This window comes from Micromonospora rhizosphaerae (assembly GCF_900091465.1).
GTDB classification, from domain to species: domain Bacteria; phylum Actinomycetota; class Actinomycetes; order Mycobacteriales; family Micromonosporaceae; genus Micromonospora; species Micromonospora rhizosphaerae.
The window spans coordinates 6654436-6670462 of record NZ_FMHV01000002.1 but is presented as its reverse complement, the minus strand read 5'-3'; the positions used below and the strand labels follow the sequence as shown (position 1 = coordinate 6670462).

General features: G+C 72.5%; 13 protein-coding genes and 1 rRNA gene. 6 read left to right on the top strand and 8 right to left on the bottom strand.

Annotated elements, in window-relative coordinates; all coding sequences use genetic code 11:
* Window positions 1-2: 2 nt before the first annotated feature.
* Window positions 3-119: ribosomal RNA gene (gene rrf, locus GA0070624_RS31360) — 5S ribosomal RNA — on the top strand.
* 128 nt (window positions 120-247) lie between these two features.
* On the opposite strand, the gene GA0070624_RS31355 is transcribed toward rrf, so the two are convergent.
* On the bottom strand, window positions 248-925 hold the full coding sequence (locus tag GA0070624_RS31355) for a hypothetical protein (protein WP_091346941.1): 678 nt from the start codon (window positions 923-925) through the stop codon (window positions 248-250).
* Between the two features lie 70 nt (window positions 926-995).
* On the opposite strand from GA0070624_RS31355, the gene GA0070624_RS31350 reads away from it, so the two are divergent.
* The 3 genes from GA0070624_RS31350 to GA0070624_RS31340 are packed head-to-tail and all read left to right on the top strand — an operon-like array spanning window position 996 to window position 5388.
* Window positions 996-3614, top strand: a complete 2619-nt coding sequence (locus tag GA0070624_RS31350; protein WP_091346939.1) for a valine--tRNA ligase — start codon at window positions 996-998, stop codon at window positions 3612-3614.
* A 59-nt stretch (window positions 3615-3673) separates the two neighbouring features.
* Window positions 3674-4945 (top strand): bifunctional folylpolyglutamate synthase/dihydrofolate synthase, encoded by a 1272-nt coding sequence (locus GA0070624_RS31345; RefSeq protein WP_425413567.1) that lies wholly within the window; start codon window positions 3674-3676, stop codon window positions 4943-4945.
* Window positions 4942-5388, top strand: a complete 447-nt coding sequence (locus GA0070624_RS31340) for a DUF4233 domain-containing protein (protein WP_245719081.1) — start codon at window positions 4942-4944, stop codon at window positions 5386-5388. Before GA0070624_RS31345 ends, GA0070624_RS31340 begins: the two co-directional genes overlap by 4 nt.
* A gap of 60 nt (window positions 5389-5448) precedes the next feature.
* On the opposite strand, the gene GA0070624_RS31335 is transcribed toward GA0070624_RS31340, so the two are convergent.
* On the bottom strand, window positions 5449-6687 hold the full coding sequence (locus tag GA0070624_RS31335) for a glyoxalase/bleomycin resistance/dioxygenase family protein (protein ID WP_091346935.1): 1239 nt from the start codon (window positions 6685-6687) through the stop codon (window positions 5449-5451).
* 142 nt (window positions 6688-6829) lie between these two features.
* Here GA0070624_RS31335 and ndk point away from each other — a divergent pair, with 142 nt between their 5' ends.
* Window positions 6830-7255 (top strand): nucleoside-diphosphate kinase, encoded by a 426-nt coding sequence (gene ndk, locus GA0070624_RS31330; protein ID WP_091346933.1) that lies wholly within the window; start codon window positions 6830-6832, stop codon window positions 7253-7255.
* A 55-nt stretch (window positions 7256-7310) separates the two neighbouring features.
* On the opposite strand, the gene sigJ is transcribed toward ndk, so the two are convergent.
* The 6 genes from sigJ to GA0070624_RS31300 form a co-directional block, all read right to left on the bottom strand.
* On the bottom strand, window positions 7311-8240 hold the full coding sequence (sigJ, locus tag GA0070624_RS31325; RefSeq protein ID WP_245719080.1) for an RNA polymerase sigma factor SigJ: 930 nt from the start codon (window positions 8238-8240) through the stop codon (window positions 7311-7313).
* Window positions 8189-8629, bottom strand: coding sequence for a carboxymuconolactone decarboxylase family protein (locus GA0070624_RS31320; protein WP_091346931.1), 441 nt, complete (start codon window positions 8627-8629; stop codon window positions 8189-8191). The genes sigJ and GA0070624_RS31320 overlap by 52 nt, the downstream gene beginning before the upstream one ends.
* 248 nt (window positions 8630-8877) lie before the next feature.
* On the bottom strand, window positions 8878-9663 hold the full coding sequence (locus tag GA0070624_RS31315) for an ABC transporter permease (RefSeq protein ID WP_091346930.1): 786 nt from the start codon (window positions 9661-9663) through the stop codon (window positions 8878-8880).
* 10 nt (window positions 9664-9673) lie between these two features.
* Window positions 9674-10444, bottom strand: coding sequence for an ABC transporter permease (locus tag GA0070624_RS31310; protein WP_245719079.1), 771 nt, complete (start codon window positions 10442-10444; stop codon window positions 9674-9676).
* The gene (locus tag GA0070624_RS31305; protein WP_091346928.1) at window positions 10441-11451 is read right to left on the bottom strand and encodes an ABC transporter ATP-binding protein; all 1011 of its coding nucleotides are present in this window, start codon (window positions 11449-11451) and stop codon (window positions 10441-10443) included. The genes GA0070624_RS31310 and GA0070624_RS31305 overlap by 4 nt, the downstream gene beginning before the upstream one ends.
* Before the next feature lie 60 nt (window positions 11452-11511).
* Window positions 11512-12534 (bottom strand): ArsR family transcriptional regulator, encoded by a 1023-nt coding sequence (locus GA0070624_RS31300; protein WP_091346926.1) that lies wholly within the window; start codon window positions 12532-12534, stop codon window positions 11512-11514.
* 286 nt (window positions 12535-12820) lie between these two features.
* On the opposite strand from GA0070624_RS31300, the gene ileS reads away from it, so the two are divergent.
* Window positions 12821-15967, top strand: a complete 3147-nt coding sequence (gene ileS, locus GA0070624_RS31295) for an isoleucine--tRNA ligase (RefSeq protein WP_091346924.1) — start codon at window positions 12821-12823, stop codon at window positions 15965-15967.
* Window positions 15968-16027: the final 60 nt, after the last annotated feature.

Below are 16027 nucleotides of genomic sequence, written 5' to 3'. Positions count from 1 at the left end.
GTTACGGCGGTCATGGCGGAGGGGAAACGCCCGGAAACATTCCGAACCCGGAAGCTAAGCCCTCCAGCGCCGATGGTACTGCACTCGGGAGGGTGTGGGAGAGTAGGACACCGCCGGACAAACTTCCAGTCAGGGCCACCCTTCGGGGTGGCCCTGACTGCGTTTCCGCCATGGTTCGGCCGAGAAGGAAGCGTGCCGGCGATGGGGGCCGCCTGAGCCGGCGAGCCCCCTCGGCGGTGGGCGGTGGTCAGCGGGTCTGGATGCCCTCGCGGAGCTGGCGGAACAGGGTCGCGGAATCGTCGACGGAACGGCCGGGGAAGATGCCCATCACCGCGCTGCCGTGGTCGGCCCAGCCGCAGACGGCGAAATCGCCACCGTCGCCGCTGGTGGTGCCGCACTTCATCACGCCGCCCAGGCGGCCGGCGTCCACCTCACGCAGTCCCGTCACCTTGCCGGTCTCGTCGTCCATCAGGCCGAAGAGGCTGTCCAGATCCCGTTCCGGCTGCCAGAGCAGGGTCGTGCCGCCGAAGACCAGCACTGCCCGCTTGGCGTCCGCAGGATCGCTGTAGACCGTGCCGAAGCTGCGGTCCAGGTCGATGTCGGCCGCGAGGCCGCTGCGGAGGTAGTCGGCGGTGCTGCGGGCCCGCTCGCTGTCGTCGCGGGTCAGCCCGGCCACCTTCTCCGGGCTGGTCAGCTGGGTGTCCTTCTGCTGGAGCACCCGCCAGCCGCTGGTGCCGAGCACCCCGAGACCCGCCAGCCCGGCGACCAGCGCGACGGCCAGCACCACCTTTCGGCGCCGGGAACTCCGCTTCAGCTCGGGGTCGTGCCCCGGGTCCCGGCGGCTCAGCTGGATCGGCTCGTCGGTCAGGTCGACCGGCTCGGGCCCATCATCGAGCGGGCGCTCGGTGAGATGTGCATCGGACATAGCCGTCACCGTACGCGAACAACGGGTGGCGCACGCCAGGTCCGCGGAAGCGCTCCGTAGACTTTCTCAGGTGACCGAGAGACTGGATGCCCGACGCCCCGACGCCCCGACCCTTGCCGGCCAGTACCAGCCCGGCGAGGTAGAGCAGCGCCGGTATGAGCAGTGGGTAGCCGCCGGCCACTTCCGGGCGTCGGCGGAGAGCGACAAGCCCCCCTTCACCATCGTGATCCCGCCGCCGAACGTGACCGGATCGCTGCACATGGGCCACGCGTTCGAGCACACGCTGATGGACGCCCTCACCCGGCGCAAGCGGATGCAGGGGTTCGAGGCGCTCTGGCTGCCCGGCATGGACCATGCCGGCATCGCCACCCAGAACCTGGTGGAGCGGCAGCTCGCCGGCGAGGGCCTGTCCCGGCACGACCTCGGTCGGGAGAAGTTCGTCGAGCGCGTCTGGCAGTGGAAGGCCGAGTCGGGTGGCGCGATCCTCGGCCAGATGCGTCGCCTCGGCGACGCGGTCGACTGGGACCGGGAGCGCTTCACCATGGACGAGGGCCTGTCCCGGGCCGTCCAGACCATGTTCAAGAAGCTCTTCGACGACGGGTTGATCTACCGGGCGAACCGGATCATCAACTGGTGCCCGCGCTGCCTGACCGCGCTGTCGGACATCGAGGTGGAGCACACCGACGACGAGGGTGAGCTCATCTCGATCCGCTACAGCGACGACGTGGTGGTCGCGACCACCCGCGCCGAGACGATGCTCGGCGACACCGCGGTGGCGGTGCACCCGGACGACGAGCGGTACCGGCATCTGATCGGCACGGAGGTCGCCCTGCCGCTCACCGACCGGCGGATCCCGATCGTCGCCGACGAGCACGTCGACCCGAGCTTCGGCACCGGCATGGTCAAGGTGACTCCGGCGCACGACCCGAACGACTTCGAGATCGGCCAGCGGCACGACCTGCCGGCGCTGACGATCATGGACGAGCGGGGCATCATCACCGCGCCCGGCCCGTTCGAGGGCCTGGACCGGTACGAGGCCCGGCCGGCGATCGTCGCGGCGCTGCGCGAGCAGGGCCTGATCGTGGCCAAGAAGCGGCCGTACGTGCACGCGGTGGGGCACTGCTCGCGGTGCAAGACCACCGTCGAGCCGCGGCTGTCGCTGCAGTGGTTCGTCAACACCGCCCCGCTGGCCAAGGCGGCCGGTGACGCGGTCCGCGACGGCCGGGTCCGGATCGAACCCGCCGAGCTCGCGAAGCGCTACTTCGCCTGGGTCGACAACATGCACGACTGGTGCATCTCCCGGCAGCTCTGGTGGGGCCACCGCATCCCGGTCTGGTACGGCCCGGAGGGCGAGATCGTCTGCGTCGGCCCGGACGAGCAGCCGCCGAGCGGCGAGGGCTGGCGCCAGGACGAGGACGTCCTCGACACCTGGTTCTCCAGCGGGCTGTGGCCGTTCTCCACGCTCGGCTGGCCGGAGCAGACCCCCGACCTGGCGAAGTTCTACCCGACCAGCGTGCTGGTCACCGGCTACGACATCCTCTTCTTCTGGGTCGCCCGGATGATGATGTTCGGCCTGTACGCGATGGACGGCCGGCAGCCGTTCGACGTGGTGGCCCTGCACGGCATGGTCCGGGACGAGCACGGCAAGAAGATGTCCAAGTCGTTCGGCAACGTCGTCGACCCGCTGGACTGGATCGACCGGTTCGGCGCCGACGCCACCCGGTTCACCCTCGCCCGGGGCGCCAACCCCGGGCAGGACGTGCCGGTCAGCGAGGAGTGGTGCCAGGGCTCCCGCAACTTCTGCAACAAGCTCTGGAACGCCACCCGCTTCGCGCTGTTGAACGGCGCGCACACCGACGGCCCGCTGCCGGAGGCCGGGACGCTCTCGACCGTCGACCGGTGGATCCTCTCCCGCCTGGCGCACGTCGCCGCCGAGGTGGACGAGCAGTTCGAGGCGTACGAGTTCGCGAAGGTGTGCGACCTGCTGTACCACTTCGCCTGGGACGACGTCTGCGACTGGTACGTGGAGCTGAGCAAGCCGGTGCTCGCCGCGGGTGGGCCGGCGGCCGAGGCCACCCGTCGGGTGCTCGGGCACGTGCTGGACCAGCTGCTCCGGCTGCTCCACCCGGTGATCCCGTTCGTCACCGACGAGCTGTGGACCGCGCTCACCGGCGGCGAGACGGTGATGACGGCCGCGTGGCCGGTCGCCGACCGGACCCGGGTCGACGACGCCGCCGAGAGCGAGATCGGCACCCTGCAGCGGGTGGTGACCGAGATCCGCCGGTTCCGCTCCGACCAGGGCCTGCGCCCGACCCAGCGGGTCGCCGCCCGGCTGGAGGGGCTCACCGTGGCCGGCATCGCCGCGCACGAGCCGCTGATCCGGTCGCTGGTCCGGCTCGACGCCCCCGGCGACGACTTCCAGGCCAGCGCCACTTTGGCCATGCCGGGCGAGGTCAGCGTCGCGCTGGACACCCGCGGCTCGATCGACGTGGCCGCCGAGCGGGCCCGGCTGACCAAGGACCGCGCGGCCGCCGAGAAGGAGGCCGCCCAGGCCCGGGCGAAGCTCGACAATCCGGCGTTCGTCGGCAAGGCTCCCGAGCCGGTGGTCGCCAAGATCCGCGAGCGGCTGGCCGTGGCCGAGGCGGACCTGGTTCGGATCGACGCGGCTCTGGAGGCGCTGCCCTCGTGACCGACCGCAGTGAATTCGCCGCCGTCGACGCCGAGCTGGCCGGGCGGGGCTTCACCCGCATGCACTTCGAGCTGGACCGGATCGAGTCCCTGCTCGATCTGCTCGGCAGCCCGCAGCGGGCGTACCCGTCGATCCACCTGACCGGGACCAACGGCAAGACCTCGACCGCCCGGATGATCGACTCGCTGCTGCGGGCGTTCGGGCTGCACACGGGGCGTTACACCAGCCCGCACCTGGAGACCGTCCGGGAGCGGATCAGCCTGGACGGGGAGCCGGTCAGCGAGGAGCGCTTCGTCGCCACGTACCGCGAAGTGGCGCCGCTGGCCGAGCTGGTCGACCGGCAGTCGGCCGAGCCGCTGACCTACTTCGACATGACCACCGCGCTGGCCTTCGCCACCTTCGCCGACGCGCCGGTCGACGTCGCGGTGGTCGAGGTCGGCCTCGGCGGCGCCGAGGACTCGACCAACGTGATCCAGGCCGGGGTGGCGGTGCTCACCCCGATCGGGCTGGACCACACCGAATGGCTGGGCGACACGCTCGAGGACATCGCGCTGCACAAGGCGGGCATCATCCACAAGGGCGCCACGGTGATCGCGGCCGCGCAGGAGGAGGAGGCCGCCCGGCCGATCCTGGAGCGCTGCGCCGAGGTCGGCGCCACCATCGCTCGGGAGGGCTCGGAGTTCGGCGTGCTCCGCCGGGCGGTCGCGGTCGGCGGCCAGGTGCTGACCATCCAGGGCCTCGGCGGCGTGTACGACGACGTGTTCATCCCCCTGCACGGCGCACACCAGGCACAGAACGCCGCCGTGGCGCTCGCCGCCGTCGAGGCGTTCCTCGGTGCCGGCGCGAAGCGGCAGCTCGACATCGAGGCGGTCCGGGAGGGGTTCGCCGCGGCCACCTCGCCCGGCCGGCTGGAGAAGGTACGCACCGCCCCGACGATCCTGCTCGACGGCGCGCACAACCCGCACGGGATGGCCGCCACGGTCAACGCGCTGCAGGAGGAGTTCGCGTTCAGCAAGCTGGTCGGGGTGCTCGCCGTGCTCGGCGACAAGGACGCGGCCAGCCTGCTGGAGCTGCTGGAGCCGGTGCTCGACTCGCTGGTGGTCACCGCCAACAGCTCGCCCCGGGCGATGCCGGCCGACGAGCTGGCCGCGCTGGCCCGGGAGGTGTTCGGGCCGGAGCGGGTGCAGGTCGCCGAGGAGATGCCGGACGCGATCGAGGCGGCCGTTGCCGAGGCCGAGTCCGACGTGCCCGGCGAGTTGGCCGGTGTCGGTGTCCTGATCACCGGCTCGGTCGTCACCGTGGCCGACGCTCGCCGGCTGCTGAAGCGATGACCGGCCCGGTGGAGGAGCGCCCGGGCGGCGCGGGTCAGGAGGGCCGGCCCGCCGAGGGACGGGAGTCGGCAGCGGTGCCCGGCGGTGAGCCGGCGCCGGCGGAGCGGCGGTCGGGGTTGCGCAACCCGGAGAAGGCGGTCCGGGGCCTCGGCGCGGGGACGCTGGCCCTGGAGGCGCTGGTGCTGCTGCTCGCCATCCAGCCGATCCGGGTGATCGGCGGGGACCTCAGCGGCGCCGCCATCGGGGCGATCGTGGCGCTGGCCGTGGCCTGCGTGGTGCTGGCCGGCCGGATGGGGCGGCCGTGGGCCTGGCACGCGGGCACCGTCCTGCAGGGGCTGCTGATGCTTTCCGGGCTGCTGCACTGGTCGCTGCTGGTGTTGGGCGTCATGTTCGCCCTGGTCTGGGCGTACGCCCTGCACGTCCGCCGGGTCATCCTCGGCTGAGCCCGCTGCGGCGGTCAGGAAGGGTCCCCTGCTAACGCCAGGCGTTGTGAAGGGGCCCCGTCAGGCGTCGGCGAGGGTGCGCCACTGGGTGAGGGCGATGCCGTGGCCGTCCGGGTCCCGGAACGCCGCCGCCCACACCTCCAGCTTGGCGCCCCGGTTGACCACGCGCGGGGCGTACGTGAAGCGGACGCCCGAGCCGCGCAGCCGCTCGTACGCGGCCTGGATGTCGTCGACCTCGAGGTTGACGTGCACCAGCCGGCGGCTCATCGGGGCCGCCTCGGTGACCTCGCGCAGGACCAGCCGGGTGGACCCCGAGGCGAGGACGGCGTTGCCGCGGCCGCGGTCGACCTCGTCGAAGCCCAGGGTCCGGTAGAACTCCAGCGACCTGGCCAGGTCCGTGACGAGCAGGGTGATGCCGACGCCGCTGATCGGGGTGGGCGCCGCGGTGGCGTCGCCGCCCGCGTACCCGAAGATAGCCTCGTCCAGCTCCTCCGCGGTCGGGGGCGTCGCCGGCGCGCGGTCGTCCAGCGGCACGTCGATCGGGTCGACCGGCACCGTCGGGTCGAACCGCTCCTCCGCCGGTGGGCGCGGGGATGGGGTGGCCCGGCGGGGCAACGGGGGGGCCTCTGACTGCTCGACGAAGGTGCCCTCGAGCACCTTCGGGCCGCCGGGTTGCTGGCGCACCACCACCGGCTCGCGCTCCTCGGTCAGCCCGGTCACGTCGTCGAAGGGCGGCTCCGGCGCGGGCGGGAAGTCGTCCTCCGGGGCGCGATCCGCCCACGGCGGCGGCTCCTGCGTGATCAGCACCTCGTCCACCGGGTCGGGGCCCGCGTACTCGGGTGGCAGGTCGGCGGTCGCGGCGTCGGTCTCGGCGTGGGTGGGCACCTCCTCCCACAGGACACGGACGTGGCGCTGGTCGTCCAGGGCGACCCGGATCGGCAGCCGCTGACCCAGCGACGGCCACTTGGCGACCGGCACCCGGGGCTCGATGATCTTCTTGGACCGGGGCGGCAGCCCGGGCGCGTCGATCACCAGCTGCAGCTCGCAGCGGCCGAAGGCGTACTGCGTGGGCGGCTCGGAGGCGCTGTGCACGTGCCCCACGCCGAACACCCAGGTGCGCCCGCCGGCGCGCACAGTGGCCAGCGCGATCGCCAGCACCAGCAGCGCGACGCCGAGCGCCACGATCGCCCAGCTCGTCATCCCCAGCCCGAACAGGACCACAAAGGTGGCCACGGTGCCCAGCACGGCGGCGATCAGTTTGCGTACCGGCGCGATGGGTCGGCTCCCGCCATTCGGCACAGTGGACCTCCCGGGGTTGAGAACCAGGCTAGGCGGGATCGGCGACCGGGGGAAAGAGCAGCCGCCGAGCCGGTGCCGAGACCGGGTCGGTACGCTGACCGTACCCAGCCCGACCGGCTTCCGCGCACAGGAGGAACCCAGCGTGTCCAGCAGCAGCCCGGATGAGCGCACGCTCGTACTGATCAAGCCCGACGCGGTCCGCCGCGGCCTGGTGGGCGAGATCATCTCCCGCTTCGAGCGGAAGGGTCTGCTGATCGACGCGATGGAGACCCGGACGATGGACGGCGACTTCGCCGACCAGCACTACGCCGAGCACGTCGACAAGCCGTTCTACCCGCCGCTGAAGGCGTTCATGACCGGCGGCCCGCTGGTCGCCCTGGTGCTCTCCGGCGACCAGGTGATCGAGGTGGTCCGCGGCATGCTCGGCAGCACCGACGGTCGCAAGGCCGCGGCGGGCACCATCCGGGGCGATCTCTCCCTGTCCAACCGGGAGAACCTGGTGCACGCCTCCGACTCCGTCGACAGCGCCAAGCGCGAGCTCGCCCTCTGGTTCCCCCACCTGGGCTGAAGACGCTTCGCGACGGCCCCGTCCCCGGCCCGGGGGGCGGGGCCGTTCCGTGCCGTCAGCCGCTCAGCGCCGACAGCTTCGCCGGGTTGCCGACCAGGTAGAGGTTGGTGATCCGGCCGTGCGCGGCGGCGACCGTCAGCGTGTAGCGGACCCCGCTCGGCCAGCGGAGCAGCAGCGCCGGCCCGCCGTTGAGTTCGAGGGAGGCCCACTCGACGGTGGGCCGCCGGCCGTAGATCCCGGCGAAGAAGCGGGCGATCCGGTCCGCGCCGTGGACCGGGTTAAGCGCCGCGCTGACCGCTCCGCCGCCGTCGGTCCAGGCGGTCGCGTCCGCCGCCACCAGCTTCGTCAGCCCGTCCAGGTCGCCGTCGCGGGCGGCGGCGAGGAAGGCGTCCAGCAGCCGCCGCTGCTCGGCTGGGCCCGCGGTGAAGCGGCGGCGGTCGTCGATGATCCGGGCCGCCGCGCGGTGGTGCAGCTGCCGGCAGTCCGCCACCGAGCGGTCCAGGATTTCGGCAATCTCCGCGTACGGCAGGGCGAAGGCGGTGTGCAGGACGTAGACCGCGCGCTCCGGCGGGGTGAGCCGTTCCAGCAGGTGCAGCAGCGCCGCGGAGAGGGAGTCCCGCAGCTCGACGCTGTCCAGCGGGCCGAACGGCGACGGCGCTGTCGGCACCGGTTCGGGCAGCCACGGCCCGACGTACGTCTCCCGGGCGGCCTGACGGGCCCGCAGCCGGTCCAGTGCCAGCCGGGTCACCACCCGGGACAGGTACCGGCGGGGCTCGGCCACGGACTCCCGGTCGGCACCGAGCCAGCGCAGGTACGCCTCCTGGAGCACGTCCTCGGCGTCGTGCAGGCTGCCCAGCAGCCGGTACGCCAGCCCGAGCAGCATCGGCCGGTGCGCCTGGAGCGCACCGGCCGCCTGCGCCGCCGCGCTGGTGGTCACTCCTCGGTCGGCGGCTGGGTCCGGCTGGTCACCGCGATCCGGTTCCACACGTTGATTGTGGCGATCGCGACCACCAGGTCCGCCAACTCCTTCTCCGACCACACCTTGGCGGCGGCGTCCCAGACCTCGTCCGGCACGCCGTGCTCGCCGAGCCGGGTGACCGCGTCGGTCAGCGCCAGCGCGGTCCGCTCCCGCTCGTCGAAGAAGGGCGCCTCCCGCCACGCGGCCACCGCGAAGAGCCGCCGGCTGGACTCACCCGCGGCGAGCGCGTCCCGGCTGTGCATGTCCACGCAGAACGCGCACCCGTTGAGCATCGACGCCCGCAGCTTCACCAGCTCCAGCACCGTGTGGTCCAGGTTCGCCCGGATGTACTTCTCCAGCCCGAGCACCGCCTGGTACGCCTCCGGCACCACTGTCGCCATGTCGATCCGACTCATTCCGGCCTCCCTCGGTCGCGGTTCCTACGCGAGCACGACGGGTTCACCCCCCGCCGACGTGACAGCGCCCGGCTGTGACGGTCGTCATGCGGCCGGCGCGGGCCCCGCCCCACCCCACCCCGCGCACCCAGTTGATCATGAAGTTATTGCGACGACACGCCGGTAAGGGCGGTAACAACTTCATGATCATCAAGGGTGGGGCGGGGCGAGTGGGGCGGGGCGAGTGGGGCGGGGCGGGTGGGCGGGGGTCAGAGGGTGTCGAGGGAGGCGCGGCGGCGGGACTCGGCCTCGAAGACCTTGAGCAGCACCGCCGCCAGCACGGCGTACCCGAGTCCGACGGCGACCTCGGCGGCGAGCGCCGGTGCGGCGGCCGTGAAGCCCTCGCCGGCCACCAGGCTGCGGGCGGCCCGGGCGGCGTGGGTGATCGGCAGCGCCTCGCCGGCCGTCCGCATCCAGCCGGGCAGTCCGGCGGCGGGGACGTTGACCCCGGTGAGCAGGAGCAGCAGCGCCACCGAGACGTTGGAGACCACCCAGACGTCCCGGAAGCGCAGCCCCAGCGCGCCTAGGGTCAGGCCGAAGAACCCGCAGGCGAGCGAGCCCACCGCCAGGGTCAGCAGCAGGCCGGGCAGGGCGCCGGGCGGTATCCGCAGGCCGAGCAGGAGCGAGCCGACGGTCAGCGTGCTCACCGCGATCAGCAGGCCGTTGCCGGCGTACGGGAGGACCCGGCCGAGGAAGACCGCGGTGCGGCTGCGCGGGGAGAGCAGCACGTGCCCGAGGGTGCCGAAGCGCCGCTCGTTGGCGACCGCCATGGTGCCGCCGAAGACGCAGGAGAGCGAGGCGGCGAGCACCGCGTTGCCGACGATGTAGAACCGGTCGTCGGCGACCCCGAGCTGCCGCCCCAGGTAGGCGAAGAAGAGCAGTTGGAAGATCGGGCCGACCAGCAGCGAGCCGATGAACATCGCCGGGGTGGTCCAGTTGAACAGGGCCCGGTAGGCGATCACGCCGCCGGTGCCGATCAGGCGCAACATTGCCATCGTCGTCCCCTCAGGCCAGCGCGAGGGTCGCCGCGGCGCGGGCCCGTCGCTCGACGTACGTCATCATCAGGGCGCCGGCGACCAGGCAGCCGAGGCTGATCGCCAGGCAGATGCCCAGCGACGGCCAGACCGGGCCGCCGCTGGCCGCCTCGTGCACCGCCCGGGCGCCCCAGGTGGTGGGCAGCACGGCGGCGATCGGGCCGGTCCAGCCAGGCAGCACGGCGAGCGGCACCAGCATCCCGGAGACCAGCCAGATCGGGTACTCCAGCGTGTTGGCCAGCGCGTTGGCGTTGCGCATCAGCACGAATGTGGCGGCGAGCAGCAGGCCGAACATGCCCAGGCCGAGGATGCAGCCGGGGACCGCGACCAGGAAGAGCAGCGGGTGCGCGAAGGTCAACGGGATGCCGTAGAGCAGCCAGCCCCAGAGCAGGGTGGCGAGCATGGCGTAGGTGCCGGTGACCGCGGTGGCCAGGGTGATCGGGAAGATCACCAGCGCGGGCGGGCGCGGCGCCAGCATGATCATCTCCAGGGTGCCCTGCCAGCGTTGGTTCTGGACGGCGCCGCCGGAGCCGAAGAGCACCGACGACCAGACGCCCATCAGTCCGGCGCCGACCGCGGCCTCCAGCAACCGGCCCGGCTCGCCGCCGGCCCGGAACAGGTAGACCGCCAGGGTGGCCTGCACCACCGGCACGATCAGCGCGGTGGCGATCTCGAACGGGGAGCGGGTGAGCTGCTTGGTGTGCAGCAGCGCCCCCACCCCGATCATGCGGAGCAGATTCACGCGGCCACCGCCTCGGCCGGGCGGGGCGGGGCGCCGACCCGGTTGACGATCGCCACGTACGCGTCCTCCAGGGTGGGTTGGCGGGCGCTGACCCGGCCCAGCCGGACGCCGTCCAGCTCGCGCAGCACGTCGGCCTGCACGTCCACGCCCGCGTCGGAGTGCACGGTCAGCACCTGCGCCGCGCCGGTGACCGACACGCTCGCCTCGCGTACCCCGGGCAGGACGTGGATCGCGGCGAGCTGGGCGTCGCTCACCCCGTACGCCTCCACCTCGAGGACCTGCCGGCCGTCGGCGTGGTGCCGCAGCTCCGCCGGGGTGCCGAGGGCCTGGATCTCACCGTTCGCGATGACCGCGATCCGGCCGCAGAGCTCGTCCGCCTCGGCCATGTAGTGCGTGGTCAGCAGCACGGTGGTGCCGGTGGCGGCCAGATCCGCGACCGTCTGCCGCAGCTCGCGGGCGGCCACCGGGTCCACCCCGATGGAAGGCTCGTCGAGGAAGAGCACCCGCGGCCGGTGCAGCAGGCCCCGGGCGATGTGCAGCCGCTGCCGCATGCCCCGGGAGTAAGCCTCCACCCGCTCGTGCTCCCGGCCGTCGAGCCGGACCAGCTCCAGCAGTTCGGCGATGCGCCGCTTCTGCTCCCGCCCCGGCACCCCGTACAGCTCGGCGAAGTAGCGCAGGTTGTCCAGGGCGGAGAGCCGGTCGTACAGGCCCCGGTCACCGCCGAAGACGTACCCGATCCGCCGGCGTACCTCCCGGGTCTCGGCGACCACGTCGTGGCCGCACACCCGGGCGGTGCCGGCGGTCGGGATGAGCAGCGTGTTCAGCAGCTTGATGGTGGTGGTCTTGCCGGCGCCGTTCGGTCCGAGCAGGCCGAACAGCTCCCCGTTGCCGACCGTCAGGTCGACGCCGCGGACCGCCTCCACCTCCCGGCGCTGGGGTCGTAACCATCCCGTTCGGCTGCGGTAGGTGCGGCGCAGCCCCGCCGCCTCGATCGCGTACTCGCTCATGGCCGCGAATCTAGGGACGCCGGGCCGGGCGGGGAAACGAATTCGGCGCTCGCCGAATCCTCAGGCGGAGGCGGCCGCCGGGTCGGCGCCGATCAGGGTGACCAGGGCCAGGCCGGCCGGTTCCAGGCCGTACAGCACCCGCCGACCGACCCGGCGGCGGTGCACCACGCCGGCGGCGAGCAGCGCGGCCAAGTGCTCCGAGACCGTGCTCGGGGCGAGGCCGAGGATGGCGGCGAGCCCGGCGGTGGTGGCCGGTCGGGCCAGTGCGCGCAGCACCTGGGCCCGGCCGCGCCCGACGAGGACCGCCAGCCGGTCCGTCCCCGTCCTCTCGGTCGCGGCGTCGGCGGCCGGCCGGTCGGCCAGCAGGACGGCGCCCCGGGCCTGGTAGGAGACCGCAATCACCTCGGGATGGTCGGTGGAGTGGGTCAGCGCGCCCCGCGAGAAGATCAGCGGGATCAGCAGCAACCGCTGGTCGACCGCGGCGAAGCGCCACTCGCTGGGCTTGACCAGGGTCAGCACCGGCTTGTCCCAGCGCACCCGCTCGTGCAGGTCGGCCAGGAGCGCGTCCGGCCCGTGCGCGGCGAGTGCCCGGGCGCGGTGCAGCACCTCCTCGTCCAGCGCCGCCCGCATCGCCGGCCACCAGGGCGCGATCGCCGCGTCCCAGTACGCCTGGATGCCGTCGGCCAGCCGATCCAGCGCGGCCTGCCGGTCGGTGACGAACGGGCGCAGCCAGTCCGGCAGGTCGTCGGGGCGGTGGTAGCGGGGGATCTGCTCGGCGATCACCTCGGCCGGCGTCGCCCGTAGCGCCGCCAGCTCCTCCTCGATCGTGGGGCTCGCGGTCGGCGGCACCGGGCCGAGGAAGTCCGGATACCAGGGGCCCGTCTGCGCGTAGAGCTTCGCCGGGGCCGCCTCGGGCAGCTCGGTGAGCACCCTACGGGCGTGCCGGGCCCACCCGGTGTACGGCCAGGGCGCCTCGTCCGGGTACCGGTCGAGCAGGTAGAGGCTGCACTTGGCCTCCCAGAGCGGGCTGGTGGCGATCCGGGTACGGGCCAGCGTCGGCTCGTCCAACTCGATCCGGATCACGGACCGAGATTACTCGGCGGCGATCTCCGTACCCGATCGAGTACGCTTGTCGCACAGGCGACGACCCGGCCATCACCGGCGAGCCTCCGGAAGAACAGCCGGGTGACCGGCCCAGTAGAACCGGACGGGACGGCCCGTCACAGCCGGCCAACGAGCGGGCGGTCGCACCATGACCGCCAAGCGGGGTGGTACCGCGGGCCTGCCCCGGGACGCCGGACGGCGTACCGGAGAGGGCTCGTCCTCGCAGACCACAGATGAGTGAGCTGCGCGAGGAGAGCGACCCCCGATGGCCTATCCGTTGCACGACCCGACCGCCGCCGGCGTCCCGGCGAGCCCGGACCTGCCCGCGGTGGAGCGCCGGGTCCTGGAGCACTGGGCGGCCGACAAGACCTTCGAGGCGTCGGTCGAGGCCCGACCCGCCGGGGAGAACGGCAAGAACGAGTTCGTCTTCTACGACGGGCCGCCGTTCGCCAACGGCCTGCCGCACTACGGCCACCTCTTCACCGGGTACGTCAAGGACGCGGTGCCGCGCTACCAGACCATGCGCGGTCGCCGGGTGGAGCGGCGCTTCGGCTGGGACTGCCACGGCCTGCCCGCCGAGGTGGTGGCCGAGAAGCAGCTCGGCATCACCAGCAAGGCGGAGATCCTCGACCTCGGCGTGGCCCGGTTCAACGAGGCCTGCCGCACCTCGGTGCTGGAGTTCACCCAGGACTGGGAGCGGTACGTCACCCGGCAGGCCCGCTGGGTCGACTTCGCCAACGACTACAAGACCCTCGACCTGGACTACATGGAAAGCGTCATGTGGGCCTTCAAGACCCTGCACGACAAGGGTCTGGTCTACGAGGGCTTCCGGGTGCTCGCGTACTGCTGGCGCTGCGAGACGCCACTGTCGAACACCGAGACCCGGATGGACGACGTCTACAAGGACCGGCACGACCCGACCCTGTCGCTGTGGTTCGAGCTGACCCCGGACGAGGCCGCCCCGGAGCTGCTGCGCGGGCCGGTCCGGCTCGGCGTCTGGACCACCACGCCGTGGACCCTGCCGTCGAACCTGGCGCTCGCCGTCGGCCCGGACATCGAGTACGCGGTCCTGGAGCGCGACGGCCAGCGCTACCTGGTCGGCGTGGCGCGGCTGGCCGCGTACGCCAAGGAGCTGGAGGGGTACCAGCAGGTCGGCACGGTGTACGGCCGCGACCTGGTCGGGCGCCGGTACACGCCGCTCTTCGACTTCCTGGTCGAGCAGGCCGGCCCGAACGCCTACCAGGTGCTCGGCGCGGACTTCGTCACCACCGAGGACGGCACCGGGATCGTGCACCTGGCCCCGGCCTTCGGTGAGGACGACCAGAACGCCTGCAACGCGGCGGGCATCCCGACCATCGTCACGGTGGACGACCACACCCGGTTCACCGCGCTGGTCCCGCCGTACCAGGGCGAGCAGGTCTTCGACGTCAACAAGCTGGTGATCCGGGAGCTCAAGGAGCGGGGGGTGGTGCTGCGGCAGGACACCTACACCCACTCGTACCCGCACTGCTGGCGCTGCGACACCCCGCTGGTGTACAAGGCGGTCTCCTCCTGGTTCGTGGCGGTGACCCGGTTCAAGGACCGGATGCTCGAGCTGAACCAGCAGATCAACTGGACCCCGGGGCACATCAAGGACGGCTCGTTCGGCAAGTGGCTGGCCAACGCCCGCGACTGGTCGATCAGCCGGAACCGGTTCTGGGGCTCGCCGATCCCGGTGTGGAAGTCCGACGACCCGAACTACCCCCGGGTCGACGTGTACGGCTCGCTGGAGGAGCTGGAGCGGGACTTCGGCGTACGGGTGAGCGACCTGCACCGGCCGGTGGTGGACGAGCTGGTCCGCCCCAACCCGGACGACCCGACCGGGAAGTCGATGATGCGCCGGGTGCCGGAGGTGCTGGACTGCTGGTTCGAGTCCGGCTCGATGCCGTTCGCCCAGGTGCACTACCCGTTCGAGAACCGTGACTGGTTCGAGCACCACTACCCGGGCGACTTCATCGTCGAGTACATCGGACAGACCCGCGGCTGGTTCTACACCATGCACGTGCTGGCCACCGCGCTGTTCGACCGGCCGGCGTTCCGCAACTGCCTGAGCCACGGCATCCTGCTCGGCTCGGACGGGCGGAAGATGTCCAAGAGCCTGCGCAACTACCCGGACGTGTATCACGTCTTCGACTCGTACGGGTCGGACGCGATGCGTTGGATGCTGATGTCGTCGCCGGTGCTGCGCGGCGGGGACATGTCGGTCACCGAGGCGGGCATCCGGGACGCGGTCCGGCAGGTGCTGCTGCCGCTCTGGAACGTCTGGTACTTCTTCTCGCTCTACGCCAACGCCGACGGATACACCGCCCGCCGCCGCACGGACTCGACGCACCTGCTCGACCGGTACGTGCTGGCGAAGACGAACGAGCTGGTCACCACGGTGCAGGGCCAGATGGAGACGTACGACATCTCCGGCGCCTGCGCCACCGTCCGGTCCTACCTGGACGCGCTGACCAACTGGTACGTCCGCCGCTCGCGGGACCGGTTCTGGTCGGGTGACGCCGAGGCGTTCGACACGCTGTGGACGGTGCTGGAGACGCTCTGCCGGGTGGTGGCGCCGCTGGCGCCGCTGACCGCGGAGGAGATCTGGCGCGGCCTCACCGGCGAGCGGTCGGTGCACCTGACCGACTGGCCGACGGCCGAGGAGTTCCCGGCCGACCACGAGCTGGTGGCCGCGATGGACGCCACCCGGGCGGTCGCCTCGGCGGCGCTGTCGCTGCGCAAGGCGAAGGCCCTGCGGGTCCGGCTGCCGCTGTCGAAGCTGACCGTGGCCTCGCCGATGGCGGCGCAGCTGCGGCCCTTCGCCGACCTGGTCGCGGACGAGGTCAACGTGAAGGCGGTGGAGTTCACCGACGAGGTGTCGGCGTACTGCCAGCAGGTGCTCACCGTGGTGCCCCGGGCGCTCGGGCCCCGGGTCGGCAAGCAGGTCCAGCAGGTGATCAAGGCGGTCAAGGCGGGGGAGTGGGAGCTGGTCGACGGCGCCCCGGTCGCCGCCGGGGTCACCCTCGCCGAGGGCGAGTACGAGCTGCGCCTGGTCGCCGCCGACCCCGAGCAGTCCGCGCCGCTGCCCGGCGGCGAGGGCGTGGTGGTGCTGGACACCCAGGTCACCCCGCAGTTGGCCGCCGAGGGGCTGGCCCGGGACGTGGTCCGGGTGGTGCAGCAGGCCCGCCGGGACGCCGGCCTGGACGTCTCGGACCGGATCGTGGTGCAGCTCTCGGCCTCGGAGGAGGTTCGCGCCGCGGTGTCGCCGTACACCGACTTCCTGGCCCGGGAGGTGCTCGCCGACAGCATCGACTTCGTCGACGGGGTCGAGGGCTTCGCCGGGGAGGTCGGCGAGGGCGGGCGGGTGACGGTGGCCGTCCGCCGGGTATGAGGTATTGACCGCGGTGGTCCGGCGCCGTGCGCGTCGCCGGACCACCACCCGGGCCGCCCA